Here is a 23,450-nt window from a genome sequence, read left to right as displayed (position 1 = left end):
GTTCATCGCATCGGCCCTTGAAGCCGATTTGCCAGGGAATATTGAAATGAGCGGCATCCACGATTTCATCGACAATGAAGTGAAGACCAACGACGTCGTCCTGTTCATGAAGGGCACGCCGGAATTCCCCCAGTGTGGGTTCTCCGGCCAGGTCGTGCAGATCCTCGACTATGTGGGTGTCGACTACAAGGGCATCAACGTGCTCGCCGACGCCGACATCCGCCAGGGCATCAAGGACTATTCCAACTGGCCGACCATCCCGCAGCTTTACGTGAAGGGTGAGTTCGTCGGCGGTTGCGACATCGTGCGCGAGATGTTCCAGTCGGGCGAGTTGCAGTCCCACCTTCAGGGCCAGGGCATCGCCGTCAAGGGCGCCGCCTGACGCTTTTCCGATCTTTCGCCGGCAAGCTTTTCAAAAGGCGCCGCACCCAGCGGCGCCTTATCTCTTTCATGGAATAAATTGATATGTCTGGACTTTCCCCTGAATCGGCCCAGCGCCTGAAAGGCATGGGCAAGGTAGAATTCATCGCGCTGATGGCTCTCCTGATGGCGCTCAACGCGCTCGCCATCGACATCATGCTGCCCGGTCTCCAGGAGATCGGCGCCAGCCTCGGCGTCGAGAACGAGAACCACCGCCAATATGTCATCTCGGCCTACCTGATCGGATTTGCCTGCGCGCAGCTCTTCTACGGCCCGATCTCCGACCGTTTCGGCCGGCGCAAGCCGATGCTCTTCGGCCTTGCCATCTATGCCGTGTCGTCGCTCTTCGCGATCCTCGTGCCGAGCTTCGCCGCGCTGCTGGCGCTACGCTTCATCCAGGGCATCGGCTCGGCCGCCACGCGCGTCATCACCGTCTCCATCGTCCGCGACGTCTTCGGCGGGCGCGCGATGGCGGAGGTCATGTCGCTCATCATGATGGTCTTCATGGTCGTTCCGGTCATGGCGCCGGGCACGGGCCAGGTCGTCATGCTGTTCGGCGAATGGCACTTGATCTTCATCTTCATGGCAGTCATGACCGTGGTCGTCGGCACGTGGATGTATATCCGCCTGCCGGAGACGCTGCATCCCGAGGACGTGCGCCCCTTCACGGCGCGCTCGATACTCGGCGGCTTCCGCATCGTTCTCACCGACCGCGTGGCGCTCTGCTACACGCTGGCGAGCACCTTCATCTTCGGCGGGCTCTTCGGCTTCATCAACTCGGCGCAGCAGATCTATGTCGGCATCTACGGGCTCGGCGTGTGGTTCCCGCTCGCCTTCGCCGGCGTCGCCGCCTTCATGGCGCTGTCGTCCTTCGTCAATTCGCGGCTCGTCGGGCGCTTCGGCATGCGGCGCCTGTCGCATGGCGCCCTGCTCGGCTTCCTGACCGTGAACACGATCTGGCTCGTCCTGACGCTGCTCTGGCCGACGCACCTGCCGTTCGCGATCTTCATCGTGATCTTCGCGCTGACGATGTTCCAGTTCGGCTGGATCGGCTCGAACTTCAACTCGCTCGCCATGGAGCCGCTCGGCCACGTCGCCGGCACGGCCTCCTCCGTGCTCGGCTTCATGGGCACGGCCGGCGGCACGGTGATCGGCGCGATCATCGGCCAGTCCTTCAACGGCACCTCGCTGCCGCTGGTCATCGGCTTCTTCACCCTCTCGGTCATCGGCCTCATCTTCGTGCTGATCGCCGAGCACGGGAAGCTGTTCCAGCCGCATAACAAGCCGGTTTGAGAGACGGGGCGGCGGGGCGGCATCCAGCCCCGTTTCGCTCTCCAAGCCCGCCCTCCTCTCCGCCGTCATGGTCGGGCCTGAGGGTGACGGGAGGCGAGATTTGAAGGCAAACAAAAGGCCCGGATGCGGATGCAGCCGGGCTTTTTCATTCAATGCGCTCCGCTCAGTCGACGAAGACCTCGCGGCGAAGCATCTCCCAGCTTTCCCTGTCCGGCGCCAGCAGCAGGCCACCCTCGACGTGATGCGGCCTGTAGGCCGAGCCGTCGAAGCGGGCGGCATAGGCGCCGGCCTCCTCGGCGATCAGCGTGCCGGCGAGGTGATCCCAGGGCATCAGCTTGTTGTACATGAGGTAATGCAGGTTGCCGCCCGCGAAGGTGCGGTATTCGTGCGCGGCGCAGCGATAGTTGGAGACGAAGGCGACTTTGGCGAGGTTCGACAGGATGCGCGCCCGGCGCCCGCGGTCGAGGAAGCTGGTGGAGGCCATGCCGGTCATCGCCTCGAGCGGCGCGGCGCCCCGCGTCTTCAGCCGGACTGCCGGGCGGTGATCGCCCGTCTGCCAGGCGCCGCCGCCCTTTTCCGCCATCACGAAATCGTCGCCCATCGGATCGTAGATGATGCCGCCGACCGTCTCGCCGCCGGAGACGATCGCCGCCATGACGCCGAAGAGCGGCACGCCGGCCGCGAAATTGAAGGTGCCGTCGATCGGATCGACGACGATGGCGAGCTCTGCATCCACAAGCTTGCCCAGCAGCGCCGGATCGGCCGCGACCGATTCCTCGCCGACGAACAGCACGCCCGGAAACTGCGCCGTCACCTCGCGCTTGATGAAGCGCTCGGCCGCCTCGTCGGCTTCCGTCACGAGGTCGTTGGCATCCGCCTTGGTGCGGATGTCGCCCTTGCCGAGGGCGCGGAAGCGCGGGCGGATTTCGGCCTCGGCCGCCTGTGCGAGCACGAGCGCCAGGGCATTGATGTCAATCGTCATTTTGTCTTACCGTTTCCAGGGAGGAGAAATCGAAAAGCTTCGGATCGAGGAGATGGGACGGGTTGGTGTGGCCGAGGGCCCGCAGCATGGCGTCCTTGCGGCCCGGCATGCGCGTCTCGATATCCGCCAGCATCGCCTTCATCGCATTGCGCTGGAGGCCGTCCTGCGAGCCGCAGAGGTCGCAGGGAATGATGGGGAACCGCATGGCGGCGGCGAATTTGGCAAGGTCGTCCTCCGCCGCATAGGCGAGCGGGCGCAGCACCATCAGGTCGCCCTCGTCGTTCAAAAGCTTCGGCGGCATGGCGGCGAGCCGCCCGCCATGGAAGAAGTTCATGAAGAAGGTTTCGAGGATATCCTCGCGATGGTGGCCGAGCACCAGCGCGTCGCAGCCCTCCTCCCGGGCGATGCGATAGAGGTTGCCGCGCCGGAGGCGCGAGCAGAGCGAGCAATAGGTCGATCCCGTCGGCACCTTCTCCTTCACGATGGAATAGGTGTCGCGATATTCGATACGGTGTTTCACGCCGATGGATTTCAGGTAGTCCGGCAGGATGTGCTTGGGAAAGTTCGGCTGGCCCTGGTCGAGATTGCAGGCGATCAGTTCGACGGGCAGAAGGCCGCGCCATTGGAGGTCCATGAGGAGCGCGAGCAGGCCGTAGCTGTCCTTGCCGCCGGAAACGCCGACGAGCCAGCGCTTCTGGCCCTTGAGCATGGCGAAGTCGTCCATCGCCTGCCGCACCTGGCGGAGCAGGCGCTTGCGCAGCTTGTTGAAGGAGACGCTCGACGGCGCATCGGCAAAGAGCGGATGGCGGCCATCCTCCGGTGCATCGTCTTCGATTTCGGCAAGGGCAAGGGTCATGCGCCTGCAATGCCCCGAACGGCCGGCACAATCAAGCCCCGAAGACCGACCAGCCGGTGCGTGCCGCCAGCATTTCCAGCGCCAGCGAGCCGAGCAGCGAATTGCCATTCTCGTTGAGGCCCGGCGACCAGACAGCGACGGAGGCCTTTCCGGGCGCGACGGCGAGGATGCCGCCGCCGACGCCGCTCTTGCCCGGCAGGCCGACGCGATAGGCGAAATCGCCCGAGCCGTCATAGTGGCCGCAGGTCAGCATCAGGGCATTGATGCGCCGCGCCCGAAGATGCGAGACGACCCGGTGGCCGGTGAGCGGGTTGGTGCCGCTGTTGGCGAGGAACAGCCCTGCCCGCGCCAGCTGCCGGCAGCTCATCGCCAGCGCGCATTGATGGAAATAGACGCCGAGCACCAGTTCGGCCGCATGGTCGAGCTTGCCAAAGGAGCGCATGAAATTGGCGAGCGCGAAATTGCGGAACCCCGTCGCCTGCTCCGAGCGCGCCACGGCCTGGTCGACGATGATATCGTCCTCATCCGCCAGATAGCGCAGGAAGCGCACGACCTCGCCGATCGCCTCCTTCGGCGTGTGACCGGCGAGCACGAGATCGGTGATGGCGATGGCCCCGGCATTGATGAAGGGATTGCGCGGGATGCCGGCTTCCTGTTCGAGCTGGACGATGGAGTTGAAGGCCGAGCCGGAAGGCTCGCGCCCGACACGCTTCCAGATACCCTCGCCGTGCTTGCCGAGCGCCAGCGTCAGGGTAAAGACCTTGGAGATGCTCTGGATGGAGAAGGCCTCTTGCGCATCACCGGCAAGGTAGGTTTCGCCATCGACCGTGACGACGGCCATGCCGAATTTCTGAGGGTCCACATGGGCAAGCTGCGGAATGTAATCGGCCACCCTGCCCTCGCCGCGGCGCGGCGAGAGGCTCGCATGGATTTCCTCAACGATGGCCTGCAAGTCCGTCATGCGGTCTCTTTCTTGCGCAATTCCACACGGAAAACCGCTTCACACTTTTCCTGGAATTGCTTCCCAAACGAAAAAGCCGCCAATCTCTTGGCGGCTTTTCCGGATTGCGCAAGGCGTCTCTCGCGAATTAACGCGAGTAGAATTCGACGACCAGGTGCGGTTCCATGACGACCGCGTAGGGAACGTCGGAGAGAACCGGAACGCGAACGAAGGTCGCGGTCATCTTGTTGTGGTCGGCTTCGATGTAGTCCGGAACGTCGCGTTCAGCCAGGCCGACGGATTCGAGAACCGTGACGAGCTGCTTGGACTTTTCCTTGACTTCGATGACGTCGCCCGGCTTGCAGCGGTAGGAACCGATGTTGACGCGGACGCCGTTGACCTTGACGTGGCCGTGGTTGACGAACTGGCGGGCAGCGAAGACCGTCGGAACGAACTTGGCGCGGTAGACGATCGCGTCGAGGCGCGATTCGAGCAGGCCGATCAGGTTCTCCGGGGTGTCGCCCTTGCGGCGTTCGGCTTCGGCGAAGATCGCGCGGAACTGCTTCTCGCGGATATCGCCATAGTAGCCCTTCAGCTTCTGCTTGGCGCGGAGCTGAACACCGAAGTCCGAAAGCTTGGACTTGCGGCGCTGGCCGTGCTGGCCCGGGCCGTATTCGCGGCGGTTGACCGGGGACTTCGGACGGCCCCAGATGTTCTCGCCCATACGGCGGTCGATTTTGTACTTGGATGCAGCGCGCTTGCTCATCGCATTTCCTCTAGGTCTTGTTATGCCGTTCCCTTGCGGGACCGGCTGAAGGAAACACGCCCTCCTCTGAACCTTTTCGGGTTCCGACAGGCTTCTCACGATCGCGACCGGAGAATCCACGGGACATGTCAAATGAAACACCGGACATTTCTGCCCGGCGCTGGCGGGGTCATTAGGGGTCTTTTACAATTTTGTCAACGCAGAAAGCCCGGAAAATCGGTCTATTCCGCGGCGTCCTGATGGGAATCCGCAAGGTCCGGCCCGTTGGCGTCGCCCGGCAGCGTCTCGCAGCCGAGATCCGGGAAGGCGACGATGCGGTGGCCGGCGAGATCGCTGTGCACGACCACCAGCCCCTGCTCCTCGAAATAGCCGAGCAGACGGCGCGCGCGGCGGGCCGAATGGGTGCCGTAGGCGCGTGCGATCCGCGCATCCGAGGGACAGGCAAGCCCGCGCACCGCCGCCTGCGCGACGAGCAGGAACACGCCCTGCAAGTCCTCGGTGACGCTGCGGGACAAATCGAGCGCCCTCGCCCAGACCTCCGTCGCTGCCGTCTCGGCATCCACACCCGAACGGGCGACCGCCATCTTGCGCCGGAAGGCCGGCAACGAGAGCGGCGCGCCGGGCACGCGGCGGATGCGGCAGCGCACGAGGAAATCCTGGAACAGCTCCGCATCGGCGCGGAAGGCGGCCTCGGGGTTGGCGAGGATTTCGGCGAGCGCCTGGTCGAGCAGGCTTTCGCGCTCCTCCGCCGAAATCTCCGGCGCTGGGGCTTTCGCCTCCGCCTGCACCGAATCCGGCCGGGCGCGGGAAAGCTCGGCAAGGATATCCGTCGTCGGACGCGGCGCGGGCGGCGCGCGGCGGACGACGGGGCGGGTGAATTCATCCGGGTCGGGCGTGAAGATCAGGTCTTCGACATCCTGCGGCGCATCCGGCAGCGGCATCAGCTTGGGGCTGGTGGAGCGCGCGGAGGTCTCCACAGCGCCTATCGTCACCGGCAGCGGGCGGCGTGACAGCGCCGGGCCGAGCGCGACGAAGGAGCCGCGCGGCAGGTCACGGAACATCTCCGCCTGCCGCCGGTCGAGGCCGAGGAGGTCGGCGGCGCGCGCCATGTCGATGTCGAGGAAGGTGCGGCCCATCAGGAAGTTGGAAGCTTCCGCCGCGACGTTCTTGGCGAGCTTGGCGAGGCGCTGCGTGGCAATGACGCCGGCAAGCCCGCGCTTTCGGCCACGGCACATCAGGTTCGTCATCGCACCCAGCGAGAGCTTTCGCGCGTCTTCCGAGACCTCGCCGCTGACGGCGGGGGCGAAAAGCTGCGCCTCGTCGACGACCACGAGCACCGGATACCAGTAGTCGCGATCCGCATCGAACAGCGCATTGAGAAAGATGCCGGCCGCGCGCATCTGCTCGTCGGCCTCAAGGCCCTCCAGCGAGAGCACGCAGGAGACGCGATGCTGGCGGATACGGGTGGCGATGCCGACAAGCTCGGCCTCCGTGCGCTCGCCATCGACCACCACATGGCCGAAGCGGTCGGAGAGCGTGACGAAGTCCCCTTCGGGATCGATGATGACCTGCTGCACCCATTGCGCGGACTGTTCGAGCAGGCGGCGCAACAGATGCGACTTGCCCGAGCCCGAATTCCCCTGCACGAGCAGGCGCGTCGCCAGCAGTTCCTCGATATCGAGCCTGGCCGGTGCGCCGCCCTGCACCGTTCCCATGTCGATGCCGACCTTCATCCCATTCCTCGTTCCTGAAAAATCCGATTCGCCCGGCCGCCGCCGCCGGGCCGGCAAGCCCTAACACGAAAACCGCGCCCGTCGCCCCCGGCTTTTGAAAAACCCACAGGAATGCCGCGTCAGACGACGCGCAGCCCGAAACCCTGCATCAGCCGGCACGTCGCGAAATCCAGCCGGCCGGAGGTGAAGACGGCGATGTCCTCGCCGGGCGGGATGCTTTCCAGCGGTGGGACGAGGCGGCGGGTCTGGCGGGCGATGGCTTCGGCGGGGTCGAGCCAGTCGACCGGCCAGGGGGCGAGCTTGCGGAAGAGGTTCGCCATGAAGGGATAATGCGTGCAGGCGAGCACGACGATATCGGTCTTGCGGCCCATCTCGTCGACGAAGCAGGGAATGATCTCGCTGCGCACCGCCTGGTCGGAAAGGCCCTCGCCGCGGATATAGGCCTCGGCCATGCGCGCGAGGCTTTCCGAGCCGACGAGGCGGACGTCGCACTGGCTGGCGAAGGACTGGATGAGGTCGCGCGTATAGGCGCGCTTGACCGTGCCGGGTGTCGCGAGCACCGAGACGAGACCGGAGCGCGTGCGCTCGGCGGCGGGCTTGATGGCCGGCACGGTGCCGACGAAGGGCATGTGCGGAAAGGCGGCGCGCAGGTCCGCGCCGACCAGCGTGAAGGCGGTGTTGCAGGCGATGACGCAGACTTCCGGGTCGTGCTCGTTCAGGAGCTTGCCGAAGAGCTCGACGATATGCGCCTTCAGCGCCGGCTCTTCCCAGCCGCCATAGGGAAAGCCGGCATCGTCGGCGACATAGGTGAAATGCCGCTCCGGCATCAGCACGCGGGCCTCGCGCAGCACGGTGAGGCCGCCGATGCCGCTGTCGAACATCAGGATGGGTTTCGCGCCTTGTTCGATCACATTTCCGGACGAAAAACCGGTTCCCACTTTTTCTGGAAATGTTCTATTCGACGTCACGGGGCACCTTGGGCCGGCGGTTGCGGGTGCGGTTGGGATTGGTCGCACCGCGCGGCGATTCCCGCGTGAAGCGATCGAGGCAGGAGACGATGCCGCGCAAGACCTGGATCTCCGTGCCGGTGAAGGAAGGACGCGTCAGGATGGCGCGCAGGTTCTCCACCAGTTTGGGCTTTTTTTCGGCAGGGCGGAAGTAGCCGCGCGCATCCAGCGTCTCCTCCACATGGTCGAAGAGCCCCTGCAACTCTTCCTTCTTGGCCGGGCGCTGCGGCAGCGCGTCGAAGGGCGTGTCCTCGACGGAGGCAAGGCCGCTCTTCATCCACTCGTAGCTCATGAGGAGCACGGCCTGGGCGAGATTGAGCGAGGCGAAAGCGGGATTGACCGGGAAGGTCACCAGCTCGTCGGCGAGCGCGATCTCCTCGTTGGTGAGGCCCGTGCGCTCGCGGCCGAAGAGGATGCCGGTCTTCTGCCCGGCCCGGAAGCGCGTGCGCAGGTCATCAGCGGCGACGACCGGGGAGCGCACCTCCTTGTAGCCGTAGCGGTCGCGCGCCGTGGTGGCATAGACGAATTCGAGGTCGGAGACGGCCTCCTCCAGCGAGGGATAGACCTTGGCGGCCTCGATGACGTGATCTGCCTTGCTGGCGGCGGAGATCGCCTTCTCGCTCGGCCAGCCGTCGCGCGGGTTGACGAGGCGCAGTTCCGCCAGCCCGAAATTCGCCATGGCGCGCGCCACCATGCCGATGTTTTCGCCCAGTTGCGGATGAACGAGGATGATCGCCGGTCCTTCGGCGATCAGCGTGCGTTCACTGTTCGTGCCTGCCATGCCCAAATATCCCCAGAGCATTTTCGCTTTTCTCCGAATCGCGAAAACGCTCTACCTTTTTGTTTGCCGCATTTCCGAACGCAAAACCGCTGCGCACTTTTTCTGGAAATGCCCTAGAAATTCGGGGTCTCACTGACACAAGCGGCCCGAAATGAAAAGTGCGCGCGGCACTCAGTCCGGATTTTCGGCAGCGCTGCCGGCTCCGCCGTTCGGTCCTTCCTCGGCGATCTGCTCAAGTTCCTTCTTGAGCGAAGCGCCCTCCTCGAAGCTGGTGCGCTCGATATCGTCGATGACGGCCCGGCCATCCTCCTCGACCACCTTGAAGACCAGCTTCTCCGGCTGCCAGTCCGAGGCGCGCTCGCCGAAGCAATGGCTGTTGTCGAAGGTGACGGTGACGTCCTCCGCGCCGTTCGCCGGCTGGCCTTCGGTCGTCACGACATCCTTGAGAGCGCAGCCATCCTGCCCGCCGATGATCGGATCGTAGTCGAAGGGCGAGCCGCCGTCCTCGTAGGCCGGATATTTTGCGGCTTCCCGGTATTTCGCGACGAAATCCTTGCTGTAGAGGCGCGTCAGGAAATCCTCGCTGAAATAATCCGTATAGGGCGGCGGATTGTCGTTGTCCGTTCCCATGTCTTGCCAGTTGCTGGTCGCCGCGGACATGATTTCGGCGACCGGCGCCTTGAAATCGGCCGCCTCGGCGGACAGGGGAAGCAGAAGGGCAAGCGCAGCCAGACCGAAACGCGACATCGCATTCTCCATTGGTGGCGGAAGGCCCGGGCGCCAACCGCGGGCAGACCTTCCTGAGACGGAATCGTGGCAAAACTTATTCCGCCCGCCCGCGAAAATAAACCGCCTCATCCATTGGTCGGCTTTGCCTTCCCGGCCGCGAGTGCTATAGGGCCAAGCGGTTCTTTCAAGTCCACGATCCGGGGCGCCCAGCCCCTCAGAAAACACGAGGTTCCCATGGCAAAGATCAAGGTCGCCAACCCCGTCGTCGAACTCGACGGCGACGAGATGACGCGCATCATCTGGCAGTTCATCAAGGACAAGCTGATCCACCCCTACCTTGATATCGACCTCGAATATTACGACCTCGGCATGGAAAACCGCGACGCCACCGACGACCAGGTGACGATCGACGCGGCCAACGCCATCAAGAAGCACGGCGTCGGCGTCAAGTGCGCCACCATCACGCCGGACGAAGCCCGCGTCGAGGAATTCAAGCTGAAGAAGATGTGGAAGTCGCCGAACGGCACGATCCGCAACATCCTCGGCGGCGTCATCTTCCGCGAGCCGATCATCTGCAAGAACGTGCCGCGCCTCGTGCCCGGCTGGACCAAGCCGATCATCGTCGGCCGCCACGCCTTCGGCGACCAGTACCGCGCCACCGACTTCAAGTTCCCCGGCAAGGGCAAGCTGATGATGAAGTTCATCGGCGAGGACGGCAAGGAGATCGAATACGAGGTCTATGACGCGCCGTCCGCCGGCGTCGCCATGGGCATGTACAACCTCGACGATTCGATCACCGAATTCGCCCGCGCATCGTTCAACTACGGCCTGCAGCGCAAGGTGCCGGTGTACCTCTCCACCAAGAACACCATCCTCAAGGTCTATGACGGCCGCTTCAAGGATATCTTCCAGCAGGTCTTCGACGCCGAATTCGCCGACAAGTTCAAGGAAGCCAAGCTCTGGTACGAGCATCGCCTGATCGACGACATGGTGGCCTCGGCGCTCAAGTGGTCCGGCGGCTATGTCTGGGCCTGCAAGAACTACGACGGCGACGTGCAGTCCGACATCGTGGCCCAGGGCTTCGGCTCGCTCGGCCTGATGACCTCGGTCCTGATGACGCCGGACGGCAAGACGGTCGAAGCGGAAGCTGCGCACGGCACGGTGACGCGCCACTACCGCCAGCACCAGAAGGGCGAGGAAACCTCGACCAACTCCATCGCCTCGATCTTCGCCTGGACCCGTGGCCTTGCCCACCGCGCCAAGCTCGACGGCAATGCGGAGCTCGCCAGGTTCTCCGAGACGCTGGAACGCGTCTGCGTCGACACGGTCGAAGCCGGCTTCATGACCAAGGACCTCGCGCTCCTCATCGGTCCCGACCAGCCGTGGCTCTCCACCACCGGCTTCCTCGACAAGATCGACGAAAACCTCCGCAAGGCCATGGCCGCCTGAGCCAACCGATAGAGAAAAGCCCGGCCCCAGCGCCGGGCTTTTTCTTTGCCCAGACTTGCACGCCTCTCCTCCGGCCCTATTCTCCCGCACACCGCATGCAGAGGAGGATGTCATGGCCGAGGAACTGGTACTCTACAGCAACCCCATGTCGCGCGGGCGCATCGCCCGCTGGATGCTGGAGGAGGTCGGCGCACCCTACAGCGTCGAGTGGCTGACCTTCGAGGGTTCGATCAAGGCGCCGGACTATCTTGCGGTCAATCCCATGGGCAAGGTGCCCGCCATCCGCCATGGCAAGACGATCGTCACGGAAGCCGCCGCGATCTGCGCCTATATGGCGGACGCCTTCCCCGAGGCCGGGCTCGCCCCGCCGACGGACCGGCGCGGCGATTATTACCGCTGGCTGTTCTTCGCGGCCGGGCCGCTCGAAACGGCCGTCTCGCTCAAAGCCTTCGGCATGGAGGTGCCGCAGGAGCGCCAGCGCGCCCTCGGCTGCGGCAGCTACGGGACAGCGCTGGATACCCTCTCCTTCGCCGTCACCCGCCATCCCTACATTGCCGGCGACACATTCACGGCCGCCGACGTCTATGTCGGCTCGCATATCAGCTGGGGCCTGCAATTCGGCTCGCTGGAAGACCGGCCGGAATTCAGGGCCTATTGGGACCGCCTGAAGGACCGCCCCGCCCATATCAAGGCAACCGCCCTCGACGACGAGGAGATGCATCGCCAGCTCCAGGCGGCGAAGGGCTGACCAGGGTTTTTGTTACCTGAAGCAAAAAGGCCGCCCGATGGGCGGCCTTTCCGTATGCGATGGGATGGAGCCGATTACTCGGCGTCGCCTTCGGCGGCCTTCTTCTTGGCCGGGGCCTTCTTCTTCGGAGCGGCTTCCTCGCCTTCCGCAGCTTCGGCCTTGGCGGCAGCCTTCTTCTTCGGCGCGGCCTTCTTGGCTTCCTTTTCGGAACCCTCTTCGTCGTCAGCCATCAGTTCGTCCTTGGAAACGGTCTTGTCCGTTACCTTGATCTCGCCGAGCAGGTGATCGACGACCTTCTCTTCGAAGATCGGGGCGCGCAGCGAAGCGGCGGCGCCAGGGGTCTTCTGGAAGTATTCGAGAATCTGCTTTTCCTGGCCCGGGAACTGGCGGAGCTGCTGGAAGAGCGACTGCTGCATCTCTTCGTCCGAGACCTGGACGCCGGCCTTCTCGCCGATTTCCGAGAGGACGAGGCCGAGGCGGACGCGGCGTTCGGCGAGCTTGCGATATTCCTCGCGAGCGGCTTCTTCCGTCGTGTCTTCGTCGGCGAAGGTCTTGCCGGACTGGGCGAGGTCCGTGTTGATCTGGCGCCAGATGTTCTCGAACTCGGCGTCGACCAGGCGTTCCGGCGTGTCGAACTTGTACATCTCGTCGAGCTGGTCGAGGATCTGACGCTTGACCTTCTGGCGGGTGACCGAGCCGTACTGGCTTTCGATCTGGCCGCGGACGATCTCGCGCAGCTTGTCGGCCGATTCGAGGCCGAGCTTGGAAGCCAGCTCGTCGTTGATCTCGATGTGGGCGGCTGCGGCGACTTCCTTGACGTTGATGTCGAAGGTGGCTTCCTTGCCGGCAAGGTTGGCGGCCGGGTAGTCGGCCGGGAAGGTGACGGTGATGACCTTCTCGTCACCGGCCTTCAGGCCGACGAGCTGCTCTTCGAAGCCCGGGATGAAGCGGTTGGAGCCGAGGACGAGCTCGGCGTCCTCGTCCTTGCCGCCGTCGAAGGGAACGCCGTCGACCTTGCCGAGATAGTCGATGGTGACGCGGTCGCCGTCGGCGGCCTTGCCCTTTTTCGTCTCGTAGGAACGGGCGCTTTCGGCGATCTTGAGGATTTGCTCGTCGACTTCCTTGGCGTCGACGTCGACGACTTCGCGCGTGACGGCGATACCGGAATTGTCCTTCAGCTCGATGGCCGGGATGACTTCGTAGGAGAGCGTGAACTCGAAATCGGCTTCGCCGTTGAGGATCTTTTCCGCTTCGGCCTGGTCCTCGGTCATCGCGACTTCCGGCTGCGTGGCGGATTTTTCGCCGCGCTCGGAGAGAATCGCGGACGGACGGTCGCGGACGATCTCGTTGACCAGCTCGGCCATGACGGACTTGCCGTACATCTTCTTGAGATGTGCGAACGGCACCTTGCCCGGACGGAAGCCGTTGATGCGGACACGGCCCTTCACGTCTTCAAGACGCTCGTTCATCTGAGCTTCCATGTCCTTGGCCGGGATGACGACCTTGATTTCGCGCTTCAGCCCTTCAGCGAGCGTTTCGATAACCTGCATGTTCAAACCTTCATTTCGAGTTGGCGGTGCTCAAACCGGCCTTCCGGTTATGGCGAGCACCCCGCCGGTCCATTTGCCGGCAGTGGCTTTACTGAATTCGGTGGCCTTTTGGCAAGCAAAATGGCGCTCTCAATGCTCCACACGACGCGGAAACCTCCATTTCCACGTCTGGTGGCTCTGGTGCGGGTAGAGAGACTTGAACTCCCACGCCTTGCGGCACCAGAACCTAAATCTGGCGTGTCTACCAATTTCACCATACCCGCGTCTCAGAAACCTCTTGCCACAGGGGGCAAGGCCGCTCCCGTGGCGCCTTCCGAGCGCGGCGTCTCTATATCACCCGTTTTCCGCGGATCAAAGGAAAAATGTGGCCGAAAAGCCGCTGTCCCGGCCCTTCTCGCCTCAATAGAGCGGCTCGTCGTAGACCGGCTCGCCCTTCAGGATCAACCGGGCGATCTGCGGCGTGCCGTCCTTGGCGACGCGCGCCTCGACCTCGAGCTCCTCCGCGTTGCGGGCGTTCTCCAGCGCCCTGCCCTCGCCCTCCGGTACGTAATAGCGCTCGATGCCGTACTGGACGAAGAGCGTGTCGGGAAGCTCGCCGTCAACGGAGGAGTAAATCTCGAAGGGCTGCGTGCGCAGCACGACGCTGCCTTCCTGCGGAGCGAGGCCGGCGAAACTCGCCTCCGTCGCCGTCCAGAGCCCATCGGCGCCGGGCCTGACGCGGACGTCGAGGCGCACGCGCGCGCCGCTTTGCGGAACGGCGCCGGTGACGATCGATTTCGGAATGGTCGAGACGGGATAGGAAAGCGTCACATAGTCGCCGCGCAGCAGGTCGCGCGGATCGACCGGCATGGTCTTCAGGCGGATATCCGCGCCGTTGCGCAGGATGGCGGCGCGGCTCTCGACCATATAGCCGATGACGGCCGTCTGCAGCGCGGCGACGACGATGGCGGCGACGAGCGGCGGGAGGCGGAAGAAGCGGGATGCGGTCATGTTCAGGCCTCCGCCTTCGTTCCGGCATGGGAAAGGCGCCGTTCCAGCGTGATCACCGCGAAGGCGATGAGCGCGACGACAAGCCCCGCGACGAGGAAGAAGCCGGACGTGCCGATGATCGAGCCGATCGTCTCGGATGCGAGATAGAGCGTCTCGGCGGCGAAGGCGGCATAGCCGAGATAGCGCACCGCGCCGTTCTCCTTGCCGGAGAGCGCGATGCCGAGAATGGCGGCGCCGAGCGTGACGATGCCGACGACAAGCCGCTGCTCCACGCTGTCGAATTCGGAATGCAGCACGAGAAGGCCGAGCAGCAGCACGAGATAGGCATAGAAGGCGGGCGCGGCCCCGGCGCCGCGGGCAAGCACGTGAAGCGGCGACTGCGGCAGGGCGGCGGCGAGATAGGCGACCGCGCCGAAGGCGGCGATCGCGATGGCGGTCGCGGGGGTCTCGTTCTCTCCGTAGAGATAGGCGAGCCAGACGACGAGCAGCAGATAGGCAAGGTGGCGGACGCGGTCGGCACCCGTATAGCGCACGAGCAGGATGACGATCACGGCCATCAGCGGCATCAGCCAGAGCAGCACGTTGTTGTCGACGCTGGTGGACTGGCTCCAGTCGGCGCTCGCCACGACGAAGGCGAGGAAGCCGGCGACGGCGGCGACGGCGCCGGAGCGGAAGAGCACGGCGGCCACCACCGCGCCGGCGAACCAGACGAGCGCCGCCTGGAACGCATCGCCGGACAGGTGATACATCTGCCCGACCAGCGCAATGGCGCCGCCGAAGGCTAGCGTGCCGAGGATCAGGAAGGCGCCGGCGAACCGCTCCGCCCCGCGAAGGATCAGGAGGCCGCCGGCAAGATAGGCCCCCCAGATCACCGCCACGATGCCGATAAGGCGAACAAGGCGGGGAATCGCCTCCCAGTTGGCAGCGACGAGCAGCAGCACGGCGGCGGAGACGAGAAGGGCCGCGATGATCATCAGCACGCGCCCGAGGCTGAAGGCGCTTTCGCGGGAATCGTATTCGCGAAGCAGGCTGCCGGCCGTCGCGGCGTCGATCAGGCCCTGCGCCGTCCAGTGTTTGAGATCGCGCTCGAGCCTGCCCCTGTACATCCGCTCACCGTTCCCTTCGATCTTCGAATTTCCATTCCTGCCCCTCAGAAACGATATAGGGTCGGCAGAAATTCGCAATCCGCGCGAAAATCCAAAATTCCGATGTATTTTACCCGCGACGCGGAGCCCGCCTTCACGGTTAACCGGACATAAAGAAATCTCTGGCAGATTTAGCAAGAGAAGGCCTTTCGGCTCGCGACCGACGACATGCAGCACACGCATATCATCCATGCTCATATTGCACTGCACAAAATCGGGAATCGCAGCTATAGTTCAGACATCGGATCAGAGATGATCCAGACCGGAAATCAGGCGCCCTTGAGGCGACGGATGGACGGGGGCGAACTGGTCGAACGCCCGGCATGATGCCTCGGACCCGATACTCCGGAAACGGAGTTCGACAGGAATTCGGAGCGACGCACTCCTCCTCCCAGCGTCTCTCCGATACGATTGGCAACACTCCTCCTCCCAGTTGCCAGTCATCATTATGACGCCCGCTGGATCTCCTCCCCCAGCGGGCGTTATTTTTGCGCCCTGCGCATGGCGGGCGGCCGAAACCGCAACGTTTTCCTGAAAAATCGATGAGGCCGGCCCGCACGTTCGAGGCAAATGCCCAATCCTTGCGCAATACATGCGCCGCGCGCATGGGTGCCATTCCAACCGGGCCCTACCGCGCCGCGATGGCCGGATCTATATAGTCCTCATCGGTCGGGCGACGATCTCCTCCTCCCAACGTCCCCGACAGGATTGGCGGTCTCTCCTCCTCCCAAGCCGCCAATCGAGACCAGCAACGCCCGCCGGACCTCCTCCCCCGGCGGGCGTTGCTTTTTGCGCTGCACTCATAGCTCGACGCATGGCTTCGTTTACCTTTGTGGCACGAGCCCGGAATTTAGCCAGAATTTCGCCGAAATTTCTGCTTGACATGCGTAAAACGCATAGGTGCCGTGCTATTCGAGCGCTGTTCATTTCGGCAATGCAGCGTATATTCCAGATCATCAGATCGGGGCGGCGCCAAGGACGAGCGGCCGCCCAGCAGGAAGCCCAGAAAGGGGTAAAGACATGAACCTGGCACGCTCTTTCAACAACTGGCGCAAGTACCGTCAGACCGTCAACGAACTCGGCCGCATGACGGACCGTGAACTCCGCGACCTCGGCATCGGCCGCAGCGATATCCCGTATATCGCCCGCAAGGCCGCCAAGTAAGCCGGCCGATCCATCCGGATCCATTTCGAACGCCCTTCGGCTCCCGCCGGAGGGCGTTTTGCTTTGCGCGTCTTTTTGCGCCGCACAATTTCGCTTTTTCCCATCCGCGACAAATGAAGCAGGCCGGCCTTATAGCCACGGAAATTGCTATTTGTCTGAAATGGCGTCACTTTCCGCCTCTTCCGCATGCAGGTCCGGCAAATGCCTCTTCCATGGTCGTCTTATTGCACAAATGCATAGCAGCTGCATTTTCTTTGCACTGCACATTAACACGGATGTCGCCTATATAGGCGTCACGAACCGGTGAGACGGACCTCCCGGCCAAACACTTCGAGGAAGAGACCATGAACCCGATCCGCATTGCAAAGAACTGGATTTCCTACCGCCGCACCCTGAACGAACTCGGCAACCTGTCGAACCACACGCTCTCGGACATCGGCCTGACCCGCTACGACATCCGCGACATCGCTTCGCGTTCGTTCCGCTAAGCATCGCTGGTTTCCGCCGCTGCGGCCGGAAACGGCGACGCGCGAGGAACACTTCAAACGGCACCGCATGGTGCCGTTTTCGATTCCGGGCTCATGAAAAGGCGGCCGGCGCTTTTCCTTGGAATGCGCCGGCCGCCATGGTAACGAACCGCCATGACAAAGACCTCTTCCTTCAGCCCCATCCATGTCATCGGCGGCGGCCTTGCCGGCTCCGAAGCCGCCTGGCAGATCGCCGAAGCCGGCATTCCTGTCATCCTGCACGAAATGCGCGGCGTGCGCGGCACGGATGCCCACAAGACGGACGGCCTTGCCGAGCTCGTCTGCTCCAATTCCTTCCGCTCGGACGATGCGACCAGCAATGCCGTCGGCGTACTGCATGCGGAGATGCGGCTTGCCGGCTCGCTGATCATGCGCTCGGCCGATGCCAACCAGGTGCCGGCCGGCGGGGCGCTCGCCGTCGACCGCGAGGGCTTTTCCGTCGCCGTGACGGCCGCGCTAGAAAGCCATCCTCTGATCACCGTCACGCGCGAGGAAGTGACTGGCCTGCCGCCGGAGGACTGGGACCAGGCGATCATCGCCACAGGCCCCCTCACCGCGCCCTCGCTCGCCGAGGCCATCCAGGCGCGCACGGGTGCCGATTCGCTGGCTTTCTTCGACGCCATCGCGCCGATCGTCCATACGCACAGCATCGACATGGATATCTGCTGGTACCAGTCGCGCTACGACAAGGTCGGTCCCGGCGGCACGGGCAAGGACTATATCAACTGCCCGATGGACGAGGCGCAGTACAATGCCTTCATCGACGCGCTGATCGCCGGCGACACCACCGGCTTCAAGGAATGGGAAGGCACGCCCTATTTCGACGGCTGCCTGCCGATCGAGGTGATGGCCGAACGCGGCCGCGAGACGCTGCGCCACGGTCCGATGAAGCCCATGGGCCTCACCAATGCGCATAATCCGACCGTCAAGCCCTACGCCGTCGTGCAGTTGCGCCAGGACAACGCGCTCGGCACGCTCTACAACATGGTCGGCTTCCAGACGAAGCTGAAATACGGTGCGCAGGCCGAGATCTTCCGCCTCATCCCCGGTCTCGAAAATGCGGAATTCGCCCGCCTCGGCGGCCTGCACCGCAACACCTACATCAACTCGCCGACGCTGCTCGATCCTTCGCTGGCGCTGAAGGGCCGGCCGGGCCTGCGCTTTGCCGGCCAGATCACCGGCTGCGAGGGCTATGTGGAAAGCGCGAGCATCGGCCTCCTGGCCGGCCGCTTCGCCTCCGCCGAGCGCCGCGGCGAAACGCCGTCGCTGCCGCCGGAAACGACGGCCTTCGGCGCGCTGCTGAACCACATCACCGGCGGCCACATCGTCTCCGACGACGAGCTGGGCAAACGCTCCTTCCAGCCGATGAACGTCAATTTCGGCCTGTTTCCGCCGCTGGAGCCGGGGGCGGTTACGAGACCGGAGGGGATGAAGCGTTTCCGCGGCAAGGACAAGGCGCTCGCCAAGAAGCAGGCGACGGCAGCCCGCGCCCTCGAAGACTGCGCCCGCTGGCTCGGGCGCTGACCGGTAGGTCTTTGGCTTAGGGGGACGCCATGGCAACTCTTAGGATTTATGATCTCAAGGAACACGTCCTTGCGCTTGATCTCAAAGACTTGTTGCGACTTTTGGCCCCTCGGTCACTGGAAGCAAATTGGATTGTTTCGACAGTCAAGTTCTCCAAAGCTGGGCTCGAACACTTCGAGGCAACGGGTGAAGGCGGCGAACAGCTGGAAGAATTGGCGCAGGGCAACGCCCGGCTTTCAGGTTTCGATTTAGCAGCCTTGGCTGATAATACGCGGCAGGTCATCTGGGGAGAGTTCGTCGCTTCCGCACCCACGCAGCTAGACAAGACATGGCTCATAATCCGGGCCGTCGACAGCACGTTCTACGAGATCGATACGGACGACGAGACGGTGCTAAGGAAGATCAGCTCGGCCTACAAAGACGTCCGAGCCGGGGAGGCTCCGATCACGTCATGGGCTTTGGACCGCCCCCCCGTGAATGACGGATAACCAGTTGGCCAGCCCGAGCCTGATCCCGCGGATCAACAGGTCTTTGCACGGGAATTAGGTCGGCTGTCCGGCCGTCCGGTTGTTCTGCGCGACGATGCCCGGCATGAAGCTGCCGAGCATCCAGAGCGACACCTCGGCGGCCTGCTTCTCGTCGCGGAATTCGAACAGACCGCCCTCGAAGGAGGCATTGGCGAATTCGATCGTCAGGCGCTTCAGCCCGGCGCCGGCAACGCGCACGGCGCCCGGCTCGATCAGGTGGCAGGAATAGTGGTGGCCATGCGCGTGCATGCAGCCCGCCTTGCCGTCATGCAGCCTCAGGAAGACCGTGCGGCCGTTGGCGGTGGTGATCACCTCGCGGATCGCCTCGCCCGGAAAGGCGCGACCGAATTCCAGGATCGCGAGGCCGGCATTCTCCCCCGCCATTTCCGGCTCTTCGTTGCGCTTGCGGAAACGCTGACGGAAGATCAGGCCCGCCAGCAGCAGGCAGGCGATGGTGACGGTCCAGAGCATCGACTCTACTCCTCCACGGAAAACGTTTCGCCGCTGTAGCCTACAAGGCTTGCGCCAGTTTTGCGTCCGTTCAGAACGGCCCGCGGCGCAGGGCCCGCCACATCCACCATTGCCGCCGCCACTGGGGCGGCTGGAGGGAACGGTCGAGCGCCGCGGCGCCTGCCTTTTCCGCCGCCGCCAGTATAGGCGAAACGAGCGCGACCGGCAAAAAGGCCGGGCGATTGGCGGGCGACACGCCGTTTGCCGCGCGCGCCTTGGCGAGGTGATCGCGGCCAAGGCCGATGAAGGCTTCCACCGCACGGCCGGCGGCGGCCTTGTCGCTGCCGGCCAGGAGGGCCTCCGGCGTCAGGCCGGTCGCGGCCAGGAGATCGGCCGGCAGGTAGACCTGCCCGCGCCTGCGATGGATCGGCAGCATGAGCAGGGTGCCGGCAATCGTCTGCGCCACGCCGGCATGGCCGGCCGCTTCCGCCGATTTCGGCGCGTTCTGCGGATCGAGGATGAGGCTTGCGAGCTGGATCAGTGCCGACGCGGTCTCGCCGGCATAGCCTTCCAGCGAGGCGCGGCTTTCCATCGGGTCGTTGTAGAGATCGAAGATGCGCGCCTCGATCATGTCCGTCAGCACGGCGACCGGCAGGCTGTGTTCCTTGACGCAGGCCACCAGCGCCGCGGCGAGCGGATTGGCCATGGCGTCGCCATCGGCCCCGCCTTCCAGAAGATCGCGCCACCATTGCAGGCGGATTTCGCCGGGCAACGCCTCGCGCACCACGTCGCGCACGCGCGCGATCTCCGCATTGAAGGCATAGAGCGCGGCAAGGCTTCCGCGCTTTTCCGGCGGAGCCAGCAGGCAGGCGAGGTAGCGGTCGCGGTCGGTGTCGCGAAGCGCCGCCAGGCAATGGGCATAGTCGTCTTGTCTCTTGTCGGTCACGTCCGCAAACCGCCTTCGGTTCAAACGGCGATGAGCGCGGCGGCGACCGCCCGGCTCTCGGCCAGCATGACGTTGAACGTGCGCACGGCCGCGCCGGTGCTCATCGGGTCGGAGCTGATCCGGCGCTCGCGCAGCGCCGCCTTGATTTCCGGCGAAAGCGGGCGGATTTCCTTGCCGGTGCCGACGAGCAGCACCTCGATCTCGCCCGCCTCGTCCAGCACGCGTTCGAGATCGGCCAGCGTCAGCGGCGTCTCTTCGGTCTTGTCCCAGCCGTGGATGCCCGAGGGCAGGCAGAGGATGGAGCCGCGATGCGACATGTCGGCAAAGCGGAAGCCGCCATTGCCATATGCGTCGATCGGCGCACGCCCGGGGAAATGCGCCTCCCGGATTTCGATGCCCTTAGCCATTGGCTCCCGTCGCTTCCGTGACCGGTCCGGCGCCACCCTTGCCGGGGCGATAGCGCTCCGGCCGGAGGCGGAACAGAATGAGGATCGGTCCGGCAATGTAGATAGAGGAAATGGTGCCGATTGCCACCCCGAAGAGCAGCGTCAGCGCGAAAGTGCGGATCGCCTCGCCGCCGAAGAAGGCGAGCGCGGCAAGCGCGATCAGCGTCGTCGCGGAGGTCAGCACCGTGCGCGAGAGCGTGCGGTTGATCGCATCGTCGATGATGAGCGGCAGCGGCATGCGCTTGAAGTGCCGGAGGTTCTCGCGGATCCGGTCGTAGACGACCATCGTGTCGTTCAGCGAATAGCCGGCGACCGTCAGGAGCGCGGCGACGGCGCTGATGTTGAACTCGATATTGGCGACCGCGAGGAAACCGAGCGTGAAGAACACGTCATGCGCCAGCGCGATCACCGCGCCGATAGCAAAATGCCATTCGAAGCGGATCCAGATATAGGCGACGAGCGCAACGAGCCCCGCCACGAAGCCGAGCGTCGCGGTGTCGATCAGCTCGCCGGAAATCGCCGGCCCCACCACCTCGACGCGGCGGAAGTCGTAGTCGTCCTCCAGCTCGCCGCGGGCGACCAGAACCGAGGTCTGCTCGGCATTCTCGCCCTCGCCCTGCGATGTCAGGCGCACCAGCGCGCGGCGGGGATCGCGCGGCGTGTCGACGCTCTGCACCGAAACGCCGGCATCGGTGAGCCGGGCAGAGATGTCGAACGTATCGACCGCACCGGACTTGGCCTGGATTTCGACGGCCGCGCCGCCGGTGAAATCGATGCCGAGGCGCAGTTCGTCCATGATCAGCAGACCGGCGATGATCAGCGAGACCGCGCCCGTTCCCAGGAAGATCACGTTGCGCACGGCCATGAAGCGCAGGTTGAGCCGGTCGAAGAGGCCAGTGCGCACGCCCTTGGGCAGATGCGTCGGATGGCTGCGACCGAGCCAGGCCCGCACGAGCCCATAGGTCAGCGTGAAGGTCGTGAAGAGCGTCGCCAGCAGCCCGACGCCGACGGCGAGCGCGAAGGCCCGGACGGGAGCCGCGGACAGCAAGAAGAGCACCGCGACGGCGATCAGCATGGTCGCCGACGCGTCGAGGACCGTCGTGCGGGCGCGGCCGAAGCCGACGGTGACCGCATCGCGCAGCGACCGGCCGCGTGTGCTTTCCTCGCGGATACGCTCGAAGATCAGCACGCTCGCATCGACCGCAAGGCCGACGGTCAGCACGATGCCGGCGATCATGGAGAGCGAGACGGGAGCCCCGACCAGCGCGAGGACCGCGAAGGTCACGAGGACGTTGAAAAACAGCGATAGCGAGGCGATGACACCCAGCACGCCGTAGAAGAACGTCATGAAGGCGACGACGGCGGCGACGGCGACGGCAAGCGCGAGCGCCACGGTGCCAAGGGACGTCGTGCCGAGCGCGGGCTCGATCGAGCGTTCCTCCAGGATGGTCAGCTGGGCGGGCAGCGGGCCGCTGGCGACGATGCGCGCGATATTGGCCGCGCCCTCGGCGTCGAAGTCGCCGGAAAGCCGACCGACGCCGTCGTCGATGGCGCTCTGGATCTGCGAGGCGGAGATCACCTGGCCGTCGAGCAGGATGGCGATGGTGCGGCCGCTGTTGTCGCGGGTGAAGGCGGCAAGGCGATCCGCCGCATCGGCCTTCAGGACGAATTCCACGAAGGGCTCGCCATTGGCGGCAGGCTGCGCGGATGCGACGTCGACGGCCGTGAAGAGGTCGTCCCGCTTCAGGAGATAGCCGACCGGCGGCTCGCCGGTGGAATAGAGCACTTCCGAGCCGGCCGGCGGGCCGTCCTCGATGGCGGTATTGACCGGCATGCTGTCGTCGACGAGGCGGGCGGAAAGCCGGCCGACCGTCGCCAGCATGTCCTTCACGCGCTGCGGATCGGTGAGCCCCGGCATCGAGACGACGATGCGGCCACGCTCGCCGCGCGTGACCAGAAGCGACGGAATGCGAAGGCTCTCGACCCGCCGGCGCACCGCATCGACCGCGCCGAGCGAAGCGGCGGCGACCGCGTCGTCGATGACGGAGGCGGACTGCGTGATGCGGAATTGGCCGGCTTCCGGCTCGCTGAGCGTGCCGAGATCGAGGCCCGTCAGCGTCTGGCGCGCCGCATCCACGCGGTCCGGCGCCGTCACGGTCACGTCGACCGCGTCGTCCGCGCCGTTGAGATCGCCATAGGGGATGCCGGCGGCGCGAAGCGCGTTGCCGACCGTCTCGATGGCGTTGCGCAGGCGCTCGGCGGCGATGTCGTCGCGGGAAACGTCGAGCACGAGGCGGGAGCCGCCGGTGAGATCAAGACCCGGCGTCAGTCGATGGGCCGTGAGCCAGCCGGGAAGCCCGGCCGCCATGCGTGCCGGCAACACGCTCGGCAGGATGACAAGAAGGCTCGCCACGAGGACGAGCCAGAGCAGTAAGGTCTTCCAGCGGGCGGATTGCTGCATCGCGATCTCGACTAAG

The 23,450-nt window shown here is 64.7% G+C and carries 23 protein-coding genes and 1 tRNA gene; 8 read left to right on the top strand and 16 right to left on the bottom strand.

Translation table 11 applies throughout. From position 1 onward, the window contains the following. The first annotated feature begins 46 nt into the window (after positions 1-46). Together grxD and ACZ1A1_RS05435 are read left to right on the top strand one after the other, a co-directional pair. The gene (gene grxD, locus ACZ1A1_RS05440) at positions 47-382 is read left to right on the top strand and encodes a Grx4 family monothiol glutaredoxin (protein ID WP_313195087.1); all 336 of its coding nucleotides are present in this window, start codon (positions 47-49) and stop codon (positions 380-382) included. A 125-nt stretch (positions 383-507) separates the two neighbouring features. Continuing rightward, positions 508-1,713 (top strand): multidrug effflux MFS transporter, encoded by a 1,206-nt coding sequence (locus ACZ1A1_RS05435; RefSeq protein ID WP_119258337.1) that lies wholly within the window; start codon positions 508-510, stop codon positions 1,711-1,713. Between the two features lie 163 nt (positions 1,714-1,876). Here ACZ1A1_RS05435 and ACZ1A1_RS05430 read toward each other — a convergent pair whose 3' ends face one another. From ACZ1A1_RS05430 to ACZ1A1_RS05395, 8 genes are all read right to left on the bottom strand, one after another. Further along, positions 1,877-2,695, bottom strand: a complete 819-nt coding sequence (locus tag ACZ1A1_RS05430) for an inositol monophosphatase family protein (RefSeq protein WP_463619098.1) — start codon at positions 2,693-2,695, stop codon at positions 1,877-1,879. Next, positions 2,685-3,551 carry a tRNA 2-thiocytidine(32) synthetase TtcA gene (ttcA, locus tag ACZ1A1_RS05425; protein ID WP_463619097.1) on the bottom strand — a complete coding sequence of 289 codons (867 nt, stop codon included), beginning with the start codon at positions 3,549-3,551 and terminating at the stop codon, positions 2,685-2,687. Before ttcA ends, ACZ1A1_RS05430 begins: the two co-directional genes overlap by 11 nt. Positions 3,552-3,582: 31 nt before the next feature. Then, the gene (locus tag ACZ1A1_RS05420; RefSeq protein ID WP_337183060.1) at positions 3,583-4,512 is read right to left on the bottom strand and encodes a glutaminase; all 930 of its coding nucleotides are present in this window, start codon (positions 4,510-4,512) and stop codon (positions 3,583-3,585) included. A gap of 127 nt (positions 4,513-4,639) precedes the next feature. Continuing rightward, a complete protein-coding gene (gene rpsD, locus ACZ1A1_RS05415; protein WP_119258341.1) occupies positions 4,640-5,257 on the bottom strand; it encodes a 30S ribosomal protein S4 in 618 nt (205 codons plus the stop codon). Between the two features lie 221 nt (positions 5,258-5,478). Next, positions 5,479-6,990 carry a helicase HerA domain-containing protein gene (locus ACZ1A1_RS05410; protein WP_463619096.1) on the bottom strand — a complete coding sequence of 504 codons (1,512 nt, stop codon included), beginning with the start codon at positions 6,988-6,990 and terminating at the stop codon, positions 5,479-5,481. Positions 6,991-7,109: 119 nt separating this feature from the next. Beyond that, entirely contained in the window at positions 7,110-7,871 is a 762-nt protein-coding gene (gene murI / locus ACZ1A1_RS05405) for a glutamate racemase (RefSeq protein WP_463619095.1), read from the bottom strand. Between the two features lie 73 nt (positions 7,872-7,944). Continuing rightward, on the bottom strand, positions 7,945-8,778 hold the full coding sequence (locus ACZ1A1_RS05400) for an RNA methyltransferase (protein ID WP_318911732.1): 834 nt from the start codon (positions 8,776-8,778) through the stop codon (positions 7,945-7,947). Between the two features lie 171 nt (positions 8,779-8,949). Next, complete coding sequence (locus tag ACZ1A1_RS05395; RefSeq protein ID WP_463619094.1) at positions 8,950-9,525, bottom strand: hypothetical protein; 576 nt, start codon at positions 9,523-9,525, stop codon at positions 8,950-8,952. Between the two features lie 216 nt (positions 9,526-9,741). Between ACZ1A1_RS05395 and ACZ1A1_RS05390 the strand changes: the two genes are divergently transcribed. Then, complete coding sequence (locus ACZ1A1_RS05390) at positions 9,742-10,956, top strand: NADP-dependent isocitrate dehydrogenase (protein ID WP_119258346.1); 1,215 nt, start codon at positions 9,742-9,744, stop codon at positions 10,954-10,956. A gap of 112 nt (positions 10,957-11,068) precedes the next feature. After that, the gene (locus tag ACZ1A1_RS05385) at positions 11,069-11,704 is read left to right on the top strand and encodes a glutathione S-transferase family protein (RefSeq protein ID WP_463619093.1); all 636 of its coding nucleotides are present in this window, start codon (positions 11,069-11,071) and stop codon (positions 11,702-11,704) included. A gap of 74 nt (positions 11,705-11,778) precedes the next feature. On the opposite strand, the gene tig is transcribed toward ACZ1A1_RS05385, so the two are convergent. The 4 genes from tig to ACZ1A1_RS05365 all read right to left on the bottom strand — a co-directional run bounded on the left by tig (position 11,779) and on the right by ACZ1A1_RS05365 (position 15,350). Continuing rightward, complete coding sequence (tig, locus tag ACZ1A1_RS05380) at positions 11,779-13,254, bottom strand: trigger factor (protein ID WP_463619092.1); 1,476 nt, start codon at positions 13,252-13,254, stop codon at positions 11,779-11,781. A 178-nt stretch (positions 13,255-13,432) separates the two neighbouring features. After that, a tRNA-Leu gene (locus ACZ1A1_RS05375) sits at positions 13,433-13,517 on the bottom strand. Between the two features lie 136 nt (positions 13,518-13,653). Continuing rightward, positions 13,654-14,244 (bottom strand): GDYXXLXY domain-containing protein, encoded by a 591-nt coding sequence (locus tag ACZ1A1_RS05370; RefSeq protein WP_463619091.1) that lies wholly within the window; start codon positions 14,242-14,244, stop codon positions 13,654-13,656. A 2-nt stretch (positions 14,245-14,246) separates the two neighbouring features. Continuing rightward, the gene (locus tag ACZ1A1_RS05365; protein ID WP_463619090.1) at positions 14,247-15,350 is read right to left on the bottom strand and encodes a DUF2157 domain-containing protein; all 1,104 of its coding nucleotides are present in this window, start codon (positions 15,348-15,350) and stop codon (positions 14,247-14,249) included. 1,059 nt (positions 15,351-16,409) lie between these two features. Between ACZ1A1_RS05365 and ACZ1A1_RS05360 the strand changes: the two genes are divergently transcribed. The 4 genes from ACZ1A1_RS05360 to ACZ1A1_RS05345 all read left to right on the top strand — a co-directional run bounded on the left by ACZ1A1_RS05360 (position 16,410) and on the right by ACZ1A1_RS05345 (position 19,092). Further along, on the top strand, positions 16,410-16,553 hold the full coding sequence (locus tag ACZ1A1_RS05360; RefSeq protein ID WP_313195100.1) for a DUF1127 domain-containing protein: 144 nt from the start codon (positions 16,410-16,412) through the stop codon (positions 16,551-16,553). Positions 16,554-16,897: 344 nt separating this feature from the next. Continuing rightward, positions 16,898-17,041, top strand: a complete 144-nt coding sequence (locus ACZ1A1_RS05355) for a DUF1127 domain-containing protein (RefSeq protein WP_119258352.1) — start codon at positions 16,898-16,900, stop codon at positions 17,039-17,041. A gap of 153 nt (positions 17,042-17,194) precedes the next feature. Then, positions 17,195-18,604: a methylenetetrahydrofolate--tRNA-(uracil(54)-C(5))-methyltransferase (FADH(2)-oxidizing) TrmFO gene (trmFO, locus tag ACZ1A1_RS05350; protein ID WP_463619089.1), complete on the top strand. Its 1,410-nt coding sequence runs from the start codon at positions 17,195-17,197 to the stop codon at positions 18,602-18,604. 29 nt (positions 18,605-18,633) lie between these two features. After that, positions 18,634-19,092, top strand: a complete 459-nt coding sequence (locus tag ACZ1A1_RS05345; protein ID WP_463619088.1) for a hypothetical protein — start codon at positions 18,634-18,636, stop codon at positions 19,090-19,092. Positions 19,093-19,146: 54 nt separating this feature from the next. Here the strand turns inward: ACZ1A1_RS05345 and ACZ1A1_RS05340 are convergent, their stop codons facing one another. The 4 genes from ACZ1A1_RS05340 to secD all read right to left on the bottom strand — a co-directional run bounded on the left by ACZ1A1_RS05340 (position 19,147) and on the right by secD (position 23,434). Then, positions 19,147-19,602 (bottom strand): hypothetical protein, encoded by a 456-nt coding sequence (locus ACZ1A1_RS05340; RefSeq protein ID WP_463619087.1) that lies wholly within the window; start codon positions 19,600-19,602, stop codon positions 19,147-19,149. Positions 19,603-19,672: 70 nt separating this feature from the next. Next, on the bottom strand, positions 19,673-20,527 hold the full coding sequence (locus ACZ1A1_RS05335) for a phytoene/squalene synthase family protein (RefSeq protein WP_463619086.1): 855 nt from the start codon (positions 20,525-20,527) through the stop codon (positions 19,673-19,675). Between the two features lie 20 nt (positions 20,528-20,547). Continuing rightward, the gene (locus tag ACZ1A1_RS05330; RefSeq protein WP_119258355.1) at positions 20,548-20,934 is read right to left on the bottom strand and encodes an Mth938-like domain-containing protein; all 387 of its coding nucleotides are present in this window, start codon (positions 20,932-20,934) and stop codon (positions 20,548-20,550) included. Further along, positions 20,927-23,434, bottom strand: coding sequence for a protein translocase subunit SecD (gene secD / locus ACZ1A1_RS05325; RefSeq protein ID WP_463619085.1), 2,508 nt, complete (start codon positions 23,432-23,434; stop codon positions 20,927-20,929). Before secD ends, ACZ1A1_RS05330 begins: the two co-directional genes overlap by 8 nt. Positions 23,435-23,450: the final 16 nt, after the last annotated feature.

Source organism: Shinella sp. R2-11 (assembly GCF_055330205.1).
The sequence above is the reverse complement of the archived record's forward strand: the minus strand, read 5'-3'. Positions and strand labels throughout refer to the sequence as shown.

What these genes read in the sequence shown, in the direction of transcription:
- ACZ1A1_RS05365 (WP_463619090.1), bottom strand. Translation starts at nt 15,350, where the DNA reads ATGTACAGGGGCAGGCTCGAGCGCGATCTCAAACACTGGACGGCGCAG.
- ACZ1A1_RS05400 (WP_318911732.1), bottom strand. Translation starts at nt 8,778, where the DNA reads ATGGCAGGCACGAACAGTGAACGCACGCTGATCGCCGAAGGACCGGCG.
- ACZ1A1_RS05430 (WP_463619098.1), bottom strand. Translation starts at nt 2,695, where the DNA reads ATGACGATTGACATCAATGCCCTGGCGCTCGTGCTCGCACAGGCGGCC.
- ACZ1A1_RS05410 (WP_463619096.1), bottom strand. Translation starts at nt 6,990, where the DNA reads ATGAAGGTCGGCATCGACATGGGAACGGTGCAGGGCGGCGCACCGGCC.
- trmFO (WP_463619089.1), top strand. Translation starts at nt 17,195, where the DNA reads ATGACAAAGACCTCTTCCTTCAGCCCCATCCATGTCATCGGCGGCGGC.
- ACZ1A1_RS05420 (WP_337183060.1), bottom strand. Translation starts at nt 4,512, where the DNA reads ATGACGGACTTGCAGGCCATCGTTGAGGAAATCCATGCGAGCCTCTCG.
- ACZ1A1_RS05330 (WP_119258355.1), bottom strand. Translation starts at nt 20,934, where the DNA reads ATGGCTAAGGGCATCGAAATCCGGGAGGCGCATTTCCCCGGGCGTGCG.
- ACZ1A1_RS05345 (WP_463619088.1), top strand. Translation starts at nt 18,634, where the DNA reads ATGGCAACTCTTAGGATTTATGATCTCAAGGAACACGTCCTTGCGCTT.
- grxD (WP_313195087.1), top strand. Translation starts at nt 47, where the DNA reads ATGAGCGGCATCCACGATTTCATCGACAATGAAGTGAAGACCAACGAC.
- ACZ1A1_RS05385 (WP_463619093.1), top strand. Translation starts at nt 11,069, where the DNA reads ATGGCCGAGGAACTGGTACTCTACAGCAACCCCATGTCGCGCGGGCGC.
- ACZ1A1_RS05360 (WP_313195100.1), top strand. Translation starts at nt 16,410, where the DNA reads ATGAACCTGGCACGCTCTTTCAACAACTGGCGCAAGTACCGTCAGACC.
- ACZ1A1_RS05355 (WP_119258352.1), top strand. Translation starts at nt 16,898, where the DNA reads ATGAACCCGATCCGCATTGCAAAGAACTGGATTTCCTACCGCCGCACC.
- ACZ1A1_RS05390 (WP_119258346.1), top strand. Translation starts at nt 9,742, where the DNA reads ATGGCAAAGATCAAGGTCGCCAACCCCGTCGTCGAACTCGACGGCGAC.
- ACZ1A1_RS05395 (WP_463619094.1), bottom strand. Translation starts at nt 9,525, where the DNA reads ATGTCGCGTTTCGGTCTGGCTGCGCTTGCCCTTCTGCTTCCCCTGTCC.
- murI (WP_463619095.1), bottom strand. Translation starts at nt 7,871, where the DNA reads ATGTTCGACAGCGGCATCGGCGGCCTCACCGTGCTGCGCGAGGCCCGC.
- ACZ1A1_RS05435 (WP_119258337.1), top strand. Translation starts at nt 508, where the DNA reads ATGGGCAAGGTAGAATTCATCGCGCTGATGGCTCTCCTGATGGCGCTC.
- rpsD (WP_119258341.1), bottom strand. Translation starts at nt 5,257, where the DNA reads ATGAGCAAGCGCGCTGCATCCAAGTACAAAATCGACCGCCGTATGGGC.
- ACZ1A1_RS05370 (WP_463619091.1), bottom strand. Translation starts at nt 14,244, where the DNA reads ATGACCGCATCCCGCTTCTTCCGCCTCCCGCCGCTCGTCGCCGCCATC.
- tig (WP_463619092.1), bottom strand. Translation starts at nt 13,254, where the DNA reads ATGCAGGTTATCGAAACGCTCGCTGAAGGGCTGAAGCGCGAAATCAAG.
- ACZ1A1_RS05340 (WP_463619087.1), bottom strand. Translation starts at nt 19,602, where the DNA reads ATGCTCTGGACCGTCACCATCGCCTGCCTGCTGCTGGCGGGCCTGATC.
- ttcA (WP_463619097.1), bottom strand. Translation starts at nt 3,551, where the DNA reads ATGACCCTTGCCCTTGCCGAAATCGAAGACGATGCACCGGAGGATGGC.
- secD (WP_463619085.1), bottom strand. Translation starts at nt 23,434, where the DNA reads ATGCAGCAATCCGCCCGCTGGAAGACCTTACTGCTCTGGCTCGTCCTC.